Here is an 11,983-nt window from a genome sequence, read left to right on the forward strand (position 1 = left end):
GATTACTTTGCTCCTAAAATAACTTTATTTGTTTTTAACAAAAACCACAGCGCCGGTAGCGCAATGATAAGTCCAACACCAAGCGTCTCAGCATTGGCAGAATCGGTTACAGCGCCTAAACCCATTAGAAGAATACCTATGGCTAGTATTCCAATACTGAGTATTTTTTTGCTGTAAGCGTTGTCACTTGCTTGTACTTCACTATTGGACGTTTCTTGGGTTTCGCGACTCAATTGGTATGCAATATAGTTGTCGTAATCAGGGTTACTACCGCGAGACTGGTAGTAATAGATTTCAAATCCAATTAACCATATTACCGGTGTAATAACGCCCAACATCATTTCCCACTCTCTGCTTAATGAAAGGTCAAATAAGCTAGGTGTTACAAATTTAAAGAAGGCATTAATTAGTAAGCTAAAGATGGTGGTAAGCAGTAGGCTTTTGCCGGTTTGACGTTTAGAAAAAATAGCCCAGATAGGCGGTAAATAAAGCGATGCACCTGTGAGAGCTGCAATACTCAACACTACCTCTACAATTCCCCCCATGCTTTGTACCGCCAGAGCGACTGCAATAGCCAAAAATCCAAAAACAAAAGTAGAGATCCTAGCCACTTTCATTAAGCGCTCTGCTGGGTAGTTAGGCTTAATAGATTTGAATAAATCATTAGTAAAAACACCCGCAGCGATATTGATGGCGGTGTTGACTGAGCTAGCTGTAGCAAAAACCATAGCCGCTAGAATCAAACCAAGCAGGCCTTCAGGCACTACCAGTTTACTCATAAGCAGGTAAGCTTCTTCTGCTTCTGTGCCCGATAAATCGGGATTGATCACGCGATATATCATAGGCGGCAGCATCCAAATGATCGGCGCGACTAAATACAAACCTCCAAATAATAAACCTACTTTTTTAGCATCTTTAGGTTTTGCAACACTAGTATAGCGCTGTACGTAGGCCCAATTACCACCGATAAAAACTGTGTTATAAATCACAAATGCAATGAGAAAAATCCAACTGTAGTTTTCATTTTGTAAGGCCATAAAACCATCGGGTAACTTGCTTAAAAAGGTGTTAACGCCACCCACCTCACCAAACGCGAGTGGAATAATAATCAACACTGCAGCGGTCAGTACCACAAATTGCAGAACGTCAGTTACTAGCACAGCCCAAAGTCCACCTACTGTGGTGTAAGCAATAACAAATAAACCCAACACCAATATCGCCACATTTAAAGGGATACCTGTAGAGACTTCGATAATTTTGCCGACCGGATAGAGAAATGCACCAGCAGTAAACAAATTGATAAACAGAAAAGCGGATGAATAGATTTTTTGCACTGACTTACCTGCCCGATGTGTAAGAAAGTCGGCAACTGTTAGTGCCCGTGTTTTATTCCAAGCGGGAGCAATGATGCAACCAATAATGATGCCGGCAACGGCCATAGTGGATTGAATAACTACAGCCACCAAACCATCGCTATAGGCGATAGACCCCCAGACGACAAAAGTGCCTACCGAGAAAAAGCTCATGAACAGCGAAAGCCCGCTGATCCACCAGGGAACAGCCCCACCAGCGGCAAAAAAGGAAGTCATACTCTTACCGCTGCGGGAGAACATTAATCCTAAAAATAAAATAACTAACGCAAATGCGATAGCAACGTAGTAATCAAATTGGTTCATAACGTTTCTTTTAAATAATGGGGCCAAAGACTCAATGATAACGACAATACACTGCAATTGGCGTGCTATCGGTTTAACCTTAGCTGCGCAACTTAATGTTGTGGTTAGTCATAAAACCTTAACCTCGATACGAATAACGCAAATATGTATCACTATTAGAAACATGTCAATGTAAATGCGTTGTTATTTTAATATCTATCAAATGCTTTGTTAGAATGGTTTTTACGTTTATTTATCTGAAGCTCCACTAAAATAGGGTTTGTAAGTTTTTTGTGGTTTTTGTGGAAAGTATAAGTAAAGTTGTGTAAATGTAAAAAATGTAAAGAATATAAAACAAAAAAGCTTGTAATGTATCTATTATAGATTTATAAATGTCCGTGAGATACTAATGACATGTAAAAAACTACATTACACTAACAGGTGTATTGTCTTGTTAATCAAGGGGGCACAAATGAATAAGTCGACTAAACAGACTCTTAAACTAAATAAAATAACTAAAACATTTATTACCATGGGCACACTGGCGCTGGCGTTTTCTGGCTACGCACAGGAGCAACAAACAGCAGCGGATATCGCAGCGGATAAAAGTGCTGAAAATGTAGAGCTTATCCAAGTAACTGGTATTAGAAGTCAGCTCACCCAAGCGGTAGCCACTAAACGTGACAGCGTACAGTTTGTTGATGCCATCTCGGCAGATGATATGGGTAAATTGCCTGATGCTAATGTTGCTGAATCTTTACAGCGTGTTTCGGGTGTACAGTTAGAGCGAGGAATTGGTGAAGGTAGTGCTATTTCAATCCGGGGCTTAAGCCAAAATGTTATTTTGGTTAATGGCCGCCAGGTCACCACAGCCGGTGGACGCGGTGATAAAGGTCCTGATACCTTAGAGTCTTCGTCTTATAGTATGTTATCACTTATTCCTTCTAGCCTAGTATCCAGTTTGGAAGTGTCTAAATTACCTAGCGCCAGCGAAATTGAAGGTGCTTTGGGTGGGATCGTTAATATCAAAACCCGCCGTCCTTTAGATAACGATGGCCAAAAATTTGTGGCCAGCGCTACCGGTTCCTACAATGATTTATCGGAAGATAATGGCTCAGAACTATCTGCTTATTATTCAAATACCTTTTTAGATAATACTTTGGGTATACAGGTTGCTGCTTCAAGTTCTAGCGCCACGTTTCAAGAAGAAGGGCTGAATACTTTCTCCGGTTATAGTTATGACGCATCAGTCACTCCGGACCCAGCTGACGAAACCCTAGTTTTTAACGATATACGTTACTGGGAAATCAATGACAAACGCGACAAGGTTGGTTTGAATGCCATGGTGCAGTGGCAAGCTTCTGATTCGTTGGAACTGTATCTTGATACTTTTTATAGCAAAGTTGACTCAGATCGGGAGCGTTACTGGACTGGGTTTTGGACTTGCTGTGGTTATGAAAATACCGAAATTTCAAACAATGGCGTATTAACTTCGGGTACAGTCAATCGGCCTGTGCAAGCTAATACCGAGTTTGCGCCTGCTTATATGGAATTTGCAAGTACTGCACTAGGCTTTAAGTGGTATGCCAATGATTGGGAAGTAACGGGTGAGTTTGCTTACACAGATTCAACCTCTAATTCGCAGCAAGATTTTATGCGTTTTCAAACTGCAGTAAGTGCCGAAGTTGATTTTGATTTGTTAGCCGGTGATGACGCGCCCGATGTCACTTTTGGTGACGCTGATTTAACATCGCCTGATGGTCTAAACCTAGCTATCGTTTACGATAATACCTCTTACAATGAAACCACCGATGCAGCTGCCAAAGTCGATGTCACGCGTTTTTTTGATGGTGATTTTTTAACCTCAGTTAATTTTGGTGGACGAGCAAATACCCTTGATACCAGTCATGATTATGTGGCTCGAGCGATAACACCTAATTTTGCATTAACCGATCTGCCACAAATTTATACTATGTATAGCAATAACAATTTCTTCTCTGGTGATGGCCCAGCAGTCAATGATCAATATTTGATCGTGGATAAAAGTAAGTGGAAAGGCTGTACTACTTTAAGTGATTATTATGATGCTGCAGGCACTGCTGAATGTGCAACGACTCACGATCTTTCACCTTCCTATAAGATCAAGGAAGGTATTGTTGCTCTATACACTCAAGCAAACTTTGCCAGCGAGTTAGGCGGTCATAATATTTCCGGTAACTTCGGGGTACGCTATGTTCAACGGGATTTAACCTCAGAAGGTCATTCTGAAGATGTCGCTACAGGTGTCGCCACACCTTTTACAACTAAAGTGTCACATTCTGAATTTTTACCTTCAGCTGTCGTTAAAATGGATCTAACTGACGATCTGGTATTACGTTTTGGAGCTGCTCGTACCCTGACTTTTCCTGATACCTCAGATCTCAGCAGCGGTATTTTTGTTCGCGGGGATTTTACCGCTAACGGCGGTAACCCCGAGCTCGATCCCTTTATTATCAATCAGCTAGACTTTGCTGCTGAATGGTATTTTGGTGAAAGTAGTATTTTGTCTGCGGGCGTGTTTTATAAAGACGTTGAATCTTTTATTGTGAATACTATCCAGCCACGTGATTTACCAAACTATAGTCAGCAAGTGTTTGTTGAACAGCCAATTAATGGTGAAAGCGGTACAATCCAAGGCTTAGAAGTGTTGTATCAACAAGCGTTTACGTCTTTACCTAGCTTTCTTAAAGACACAGGTATTATGGCAACCTATTCATTCATAGACAGCGAAACACCTTTTGAAGATGGCCGCGGTAATAGTTTACCTATCCCAGGTTTGTCAGAAAATAATATTAATATGGTCGCCTATTATGAAGTTGAATCTTTTGGGGTTAGGATTGCTTACAACTGGCGTGATGACTATTTGGGGTACTTAGGAGCTGGAGATAACGGCGTATTTTATAAAAGTTATCAAGACTTAGCCGTTACTGCTAACTACAAAATTAACGATAATGTCAGCCTAAATTTCCAAGCTGTTAACTTGCTTGATACTAGACAGAAACAATATGCTGCATACGAAGAAGCAATTCAACGTAATGTCGAATTTGGCACAACTTACAAAATGAGTGTGTCGGTTAACTTCTAATACTAATAGTCTTTTACGCTGCCACTCTGTGGCAGCGTGATTTTATTTTGCAGTACTGCCTAGCTGCTTTTCTATGTAGAATGACTGCAAATATCAATGGTTCTGCAAAATAAACTATGCCCAACTCCAGCGCAAATCTAAAAAAACACGGTAGTCAATTAAACCATAGCCTTATTGAAGGTATTAACGTTTTACAGGGGCTCGCCTCTTTCGAGCGTCCTGTAGGTTGTCGTGAATTAGCTCGTTTCCTAGAATTGGATACCACTAGAGTCAATCGCTTGTTACGCACTTTAGACTTTATCGGGCTGGTACGTAAAAATGACGATCGCAAATATGTTACTGGACCGGCTATGTTGGTATTAGCGGCTCAAGGCCTGTGTGCGTCTGGAGTTACTACCAAAGCGATTAAACCCTTAGAAGAACTGCGTAAATATGGTTTAGTGGTGGCAATGGGGGTGTTATGGCATGACAAGGTCACTTATCTTTATCATTCTTTGCCTGACATGGGCGAAGAGAGCCCGCTTGGTCGTTTGGGGTATTTTCCAGCGACTGAATGTGGAACCGGTATTTCTTTATTATCAGATCTTGAAGATGACGAGGTACGTGTTTTATATCAAGACCGCGACATCCCTGGCTTTCCTGAAGGAGTTGAAAGCTTGCTGACTGCACTGAATCAATATCGAAAGCAAGGTTACGTTAAGATGCAAACTCATTATAAAACCCATTTACCTCATCATTCGGTCACTATAGCCGTCAACGTTAAAGGCAATATGCACAGTGCGATAGCACTATCAGGCTGGATCCCAGAAGAGGCCACCGATGAGTTGGTCACCTTACTGAAAAACAAAGCTAAAGAAATTGAATAAAATTAAATAAAGTACCGCTTTGCACAAAGTGTTTTCAGAGATTGATTGGCTAACTAATCAATTGATTAACCTTTAACCACATAGTTAATGACTGAAACCAGTCGTAATTATGATACATACCAAAACCATGTCCGCCATCGGCTAACAACAAAAGTTGTACCGGCACTTGAGATGCCATTAGAGCGCGGTAATAGCATAGTGAGTTTTCTACAGATACATTGACATCGTCATTGGCGTGCATAATAAATGCTCGGGGTGAATCGCTGTTAACTTGTCTATCATTCGAAAAATATTCGATGTCTGCTGGACTAGCATCCTCACCTATTAACAATGCTTTAGAACCCGAATGGGTTATTTGCGGATCCATGCTGATCACTGGATAAATGAGAATTTGGAAAGCAGGTTTAATCATTACAGGGCTGAGTGTTGGCAACACTGGTCGTTGATAATGTACCGCAGCACAGCTGGCCACATGGCCACCAGCCGAAAATCCCATAACGCCTATTTTTGCCAGATCGAGCTGCCACTCAGTCGCATGGCTTTTAACAAGCTGCAGCGCTTGTTGCACGTCTTGCAAGGGACCCAACTTACGATTATCCATAGTGTCATCACAAGGCAAACGATATTTAAGTACAAATGCACTGATGCCTAGCTTTACCAAGCGCAAGGCAATGGCATCACCTTCCTTATCTACCGATAAACCTCGATAACCGCCACCAGGACATATCACCACTGCGCAACCATTACGTAAATTTGCATCGGGCCAATAAGCAGTCAGTTGTGGTTGACTAACCCCTATGACAAAACGTCCAGTGGAGTCTTGGGACTCAACACACTCCTTATTAACGGCCTCTTTGGCTCCAGGGATATCGTCACTATAAAGCGTTACGCTTTCAATTTTTTTTATTTGCATAGCACCATCACTGTTAGCTGAGTCACGCTTTATCTGCACAAAATGAGATTAATCTAATCTGCACTATGTGCAAGATGATCACTAGAGTAATTTTTTGTTTTTTAGGTGTTTTCAGTTCTTAGGTTTGTTTTCTGGTAGAGCCAGCGAAGTCAGGTTTGTCGAATAATTGGATTTTAAGTTAGCAGGTGAAGTGAATACTAGGTCTGGTGAACATTCACCCCAAAATATATGGGGATGTTCTTGTAATATTTCCGTTACTTGGCAATATACGACAACACCTCCACTCAAAGACGAGTGTACGGGTATTTAAGACTAGGATTGGTTTTATAGTTGCTCGGAATTTAAGCTCTGTACTGTACATGATTTTATTATTTTTAAATTATTCTTAACAAGGATTTGCATTAATGTTGAATAAAACATCTCGTCATTTTTTCTATACCTTAATCTTACTAGCGCATTTATCTATAGGTGTTTCTTATGCATGGAAAGATGTCGCTTTAGGCAGTGGATTTACATTAGCTATCGATGACAATGGCGCTCTGTGGGCATGGGGTGATAATGCTTGGGGGGCTTTAGGCATTGATGATACCCGTAATATTGATAACTATCCTCCTCAAAAAATCGGTAATGATACAAATTGGCAAAGACTTGAAGCGGGTAGTTCATTTGCTTTAGCTTTAAAAGCTGACGGCACCTTATGGTCTTGGGGATATAATTATAATGGTCAATTGGGTCACGGAGATAATGCGCGTCAATATAAACCCAAACAAATTGGTACAGCTACTGACTGGCACTTTATAACGGCTAATCAGGAGCAATCATTGGCAATAAAACAAGATGGCACGCTTTGGGGCTGGGGTGATAACTTATTTTCCCAACTGGGAGATGGGACTCTGAATGATCATGCAAGCCCTGTGCAGATCGGCCAACAAAAATGGGCCAAAATAGCATCGGGTAGTAAACATATTCTCGGGATCCAACAAGATGGTAGTTTATGGGCCTGGGGCAGTAATGCAAACGGTCAGGTAGGTAAAGGTGGCAGCGACCGAAGTGTACAAAGTGAGCCAATAAAAATAAGTGATGATAATTGGAAAGACATTTCAGCTGGTGAACAACATTCATTAGCCATAAAAAGTGATGGCAGTTTGTGGTCTTGGGGAGCTAATTCTCAGTTCGAATTAGGCTTAAATGAAAACCAAAATATTAGATTTTCCCCAGTCCAAGTGGTAACAAAATCAGATTGGCAATCAGTCAAAGCAGGTTCTATAAATAGTTTTGCCATAGATGAGAATGGCGTTTTGTATTCATGGGGAAATAGCAGTAATGGTTTATTAGGTTTAGGTGAAGATGGCATTGCACATGTTCCCACCCCATTAGAATCAGATTTGACTTGGAAAACAATTAGTACCAGTTCTGCCCCTAGTAGCTGGACGCATCATGCGGCTGGAATAAAAAGTGATAATTCAATATGGTTATGGGGTAGAAACCTCAAAGGCGAGTTAGGTTTTGATGAGTCTGAAAATAACCAATTTACTCCTAAAAAATTGCCCGCTTTTGATAGCGACAATGATGGCGTAGCAGATGATCTTGATGCGTTTCCCTATGATGCTGCAGAAACCCAAGACAGCGACAACGACGGGGTTGGTGATAACGCCGATGCTTTCCCTAATGATGCAAGTAAGTCAAAAGTGGTAGTCGAAAATGCTACCAAAAGTGGTGGGGGTAGTGTAAATACAATGTTTATTTTACTTCTGCTGATATTACTTTCTATAAAGTTATATCGGAATGATTCTATATCTAAAGAGTAAGTCTATCTGCAGCGGCAGAGTCGATGTTTTTTGTGGCTTTGCCATTGTTGTTGATTGTCTTCCTATGTGCTGCCTGTAAAAAAACTAAAAATCCTCTTCGTTTTCATGGGCTAAGCTTGTCGTCATCTGCAGCAGCTTTTGCTGCCAACAGTCTTATTAAATTAAGTCATCTTGTTTGAATTATCTAATCCAAAACCTTTTTCATATGAAACCTTAATAATTGGATCCCATATGGAAGGCACAGGGTTACCTGGTTTATTGAAAAAAGTACCGGTTAATTCGGCTTTTCTTCGAAGCGCATTTGCCTGTGCTTTAGTCGATTTAGCAAGATACAAGCTGCCTCCGATTGGAGCGCAGTTTAGATCTTTATGTCGATAAAAGAATTGATTGTAGGGGGCGAACAATATGGTGCCTGGGGTGACTGAACTAGTAATTTTGTCCTCTAGATTTTTCAGCAATTCAGTGTCACGCATTGGGCGATAAAAATAGACTAGGTTAAAATCTTTATAATCATCGAAGGTTATTCCATCTCCATGGATAATAAGGGTGTTTTGCACGTACATTTGTGCCAGTAATTTTTGGGCGTCATTTGCGTAACCTTCATCATATTCTAGCCCAACTGCATGGTTAAAAAATTTGGACGCCTGCAACACCTTCATACCACAACCGCACCCGACATCAATAAACTGTGATTGCGTTGCGTGCCCCTGAGCTAGCATTAAGCGATAAGCGGCATGAACATTTTCTAAAAAAACACTGTTTGGAAGGGAAATGTCGGGAAAGCAGCCGTGATTTAATGCATCGGCGCCTTGGCTATTAGTGCTCAATAGTACTCGAAGGTCTTCAAAGGCACTGTCATATGCTGATAGTTGACTGATAGTAATGTCATTTTCTGCAGTAGTTTTATGAAATAACTTGCGCCTTTTGGCAGGCACTTGCATTCGCACTAAATAATCAATTTGCGGCCAAGCAGCCATCCAGCTGCGAATTTGATTGCTGTTATCCATGGCCGCGATCAATGCGGATTTGATTGCTGGATCAGTTTGATTGTGATTATTTTCCGCCAGTTTTGTCGATATAAGCAGCAAGGCTTTGGAAACCTGATGATTGTTAGTTGCAATAGCAGCAAGCACTCGGTTGATTTCTGTTATGTTTAGAACGCTGTTTGGTTTGAGATTAATCACAAGGTTTGCAACTAAAGTTTCAGTCTGTAGAAGATGTGCTTGCAGGGATTTATGTAAAAGCACCGCTTGTTGAAGATCAAATTCCATGGCGCACTCCACTAAAATAGGGTTGGAAGAAATTCAACAGTTTGCTGCCTAGAATTCTTATGCCTTTGAGTATTAAGTAGAATAAACACTATTCTAAATCTATACAATAGCCATGAATTCTTCGAATTACTGAGACAGCTATCGTAATTTTTAGACGATATTTACAATGGGGAGCGAATTGATTATTTGTGCGTTTTAATGCATGACGTATCTGTGATTTTTCCGTATATTTACTGAGTTCGTTTGTTTTTTAAACTAATTGTTGTTGGTAAGTGTTATTTGCATAAAATTGTTGTCGCTAATGAACGAGAAAATCATAATATAAAGTACTGTGGTACAACAGATACAGGATGTAGTAATGAACTGTGGAAAATTGTTTCAAACTCTTGGGCTGCTTGCGTTTATCAGTTTTCAAACCCATGCACAGATGCTCTCAAAACAAGGCTTGCTGAAGTTTCAGTCCGATTTTGTGCAGACCGAGCAGCAAATAGATTCCCTTCTCGCTGACAGTCCCAAAAGTGCTCCTTCAATCGAACTTAATTTGCAAAAAGCCCAGTTGTATATGTTGTTCCAACGAGCCGATTTACTACAACCTTTATTGAGCGGAATTCAGAAACAGGTATTTGCGCAAGATGATGCTGCAGCTCAGAGCCAATGGCATTTATTAAATGGCATCCAATATTATCTGCTCGGTAAATATGCTCAAGCCCAAGACAGTTTCAAGTCATCTTTGCAGTTACTTGAAGTGGTAAATAGGCAACAGAAATACGCTTACCAAGAAAATTTTATTTTAATGTATCAGGCCGTTAACCAAGTGTATTTGCAACAATATGAAGAATCTCTCAATGCGCTTACTGACATATTTAAACGAGCAGAAAATAACAACTGGCCCATTATTAAGGCCCGCACTTTAGTTTTTTTTGGTGAAGTTAGTTACGCTTTAAAAAACTACGAACAGGCGCTGGAGTATTATCAAAATGCTTACAATACCTATCCTAAGGATGCGGTAATTTATCGCGCTGAAAGTCTTATGTATGGCGCCCAGATGGTGAACGTTGTTGGCGATCGTAATGTCGCTTTTGAGCAGTTAGATCAAGCTATGGAAGTATTTATTAACCAGCATGATGATACCCGACTGGCCAATGCTTATCTGTTGAAATCCTATTTTTACAGCAAAGTACCAGATGATGCCAAAGCTTTGGAGTGGATTGCCAAGTCAGTTGCAAAACGGGAAGAATTAGGTAATCCCATTGAAATTGCCAATGTTTATGTACATTACAGTTCGCAATTGGGCATAGATGGTCAAATACCACTTGCCTTAGAATATGCAAAAAAGGCGGCGGATTTAGCCGAACAGCATGAGGATATTTCCGGGCAGTGGGATTCTTACGGGAATTATGCTGATTTGTTAAATCAGGCTAACGATTATCAGCAGGCCTTTCACTATATGCAATTGAGTGAACGGGCCTTGTTGAAAAAAGCCCGTCTGGATATTACTTCTCAAACCGCCACATTAAATGCCGAATTCAATTTGAGTCGTGAGCAATTAAAGAACGAGTTTTTAGATAAACAAAGCCAGCTTTTGGAAGAGCGTAATACCTTGTTAAATGAACAATTGGTGATGGAGCAGCGGCAACAGAGGCAACAAAACTGGGTGTTGATGGTTCTGTCATTGGCGCTGGTGTTCTTTTTGATTATGTGTGGCGTTATTTATCGCCTGTATATAAAAAATAAACGACTGGCCAGTCGCGACCCCTTAACGTCACTTCATAATCGCCGCAGTATTATAGCGCTTGGGGAAGAGGCAATCATCAGCAGTGATCGATATCAATATGCGGTGAGTGTATTGATGTTGGATATTGATAGCTTTAAGGCGGTGAATGACAGTTTTGGTCATGAAACCGGCGATCGAGTGATTCAATATGTGGCTGATATTTGTATAGCCACTCTTAGAAAACCAGACTATGTAGGGCGTGTTGGCGGTGAAGAATTTTTGCTGATTTTACCTCATACGGATGAAAATGCTGCATTGTTGTTAGCGGAGCGTTTATGCAAACAAGTCGTAATGGCGGATAAAAATAGTATTGGGCAAGTCGAACAAGTGACAGTCAGTATTGGTATTGCGACTAAAAACATTCACAGTGACCAACCCCATAACCGTTTGCCAGATAAAGATCTTAGCCAACTTATTCGTGAATCCGATGCTGCCTTGTATGTCGCTAAAGAGCAAGGGCGTAATCAGGTGCAGATTTACCACACTGATATAAAACTAAAAGGCCATGCTGTGGATTTGGAATCAACAATGCCGGATATGTTACGTACCTAATCTTAAAAACGGATATGTTA

At 40.7% G+C, this 11,983-nt stretch carries 7 protein-coding genes; 4 read left to right on the forward strand and 3 right to left on the reverse strand.

The window, feature by feature from the left end; all coding sequences use genetic code 11:
- Positions 1 to 2 precede the first annotated feature (2 nt).
- Positions 3 to 1,676 (reverse strand): sodium:solute symporter family protein, encoded by a 1,674-nt coding sequence (locus tag GARC_RS16430; protein ID WP_007622224.1) that lies wholly within the window; start codon positions 1,674 to 1,676, stop codon positions 3 to 5.
- A 451-nt stretch (positions 1,677 to 2,127) separates the two neighbouring features.
- On the opposite strand from GARC_RS16430, the gene GARC_RS16435 reads away from it, so the two are divergent.
- Entirely contained in the window at positions 2,128 to 4,779 is a 2,652-nt protein-coding gene (locus tag GARC_RS16435) for a TonB-dependent receptor (RefSeq protein WP_039989883.1), read from the forward strand.
- A gap of 116 nt (positions 4,780 to 4,895) precedes the next feature.
- Positions 4,896 to 5,645 (forward strand): IclR family transcriptional regulator domain-containing protein, encoded by a 750-nt coding sequence (locus GARC_RS16440; RefSeq protein WP_007622233.1) that lies wholly within the window; start codon positions 4,896 to 4,898, stop codon positions 5,643 to 5,645.
- A gap of 49 nt (positions 5,646 to 5,694) precedes the next feature.
- Here the strand turns inward: GARC_RS16440 and GARC_RS16445 are convergent, their stop codons facing one another.
- Positions 5,695 to 6,558 carry an alpha/beta hydrolase gene (locus GARC_RS16445; protein WP_153810951.1) on the reverse strand — a complete coding sequence of 288 codons (864 nt, stop codon included), beginning with the start codon at positions 6,556 to 6,558 and terminating at the stop codon, positions 5,695 to 5,697.
- A gap of 404 nt (positions 6,559 to 6,962) precedes the next feature.
- On the opposite strand from GARC_RS16445, the gene GARC_RS16450 reads away from it, so the two are divergent.
- Positions 6,963 to 8,366 (forward strand): RCC1 domain-containing protein, encoded by a 1,404-nt coding sequence (locus tag GARC_RS16450; RefSeq protein ID WP_007622236.1) that lies wholly within the window; start codon positions 6,963 to 6,965, stop codon positions 8,364 to 8,366.
- Positions 8,367 to 8,527: 161 nt separating this feature from the next.
- Here the strand turns inward: GARC_RS16450 and GARC_RS16455 are convergent, their stop codons facing one another.
- Complete coding sequence (locus tag GARC_RS16455) at positions 8,528 to 9,637, reverse strand: class I SAM-dependent methyltransferase (RefSeq protein ID WP_007622238.1); 1,110 nt, start codon at positions 9,635 to 9,637, stop codon at positions 8,528 to 8,530.
- Positions 9,638 to 9,995: 358 nt separating this feature from the next.
- Here GARC_RS16455 and GARC_RS26020 point away from each other — a divergent pair, with 358 nt between their 5' ends.
- Positions 9,996 to 11,963, forward strand: a complete 1,968-nt coding sequence (locus tag GARC_RS26020) for a diguanylate cyclase (RefSeq protein ID WP_007622239.1) — start codon at positions 9,996 to 9,998, stop codon at positions 11,961 to 11,963.
- Positions 11,964 to 11,983 lie beyond the last annotated feature (20 nt).

The sequence above is a fragment of the Paraglaciecola arctica BSs20135 genome (assembly GCF_000314995.1).
In the GTDB taxonomy this organism is placed as follows: Bacteria; Pseudomonadota; Gammaproteobacteria; order Enterobacterales; family Alteromonadaceae; genus Paraglaciecola; species Paraglaciecola arctica.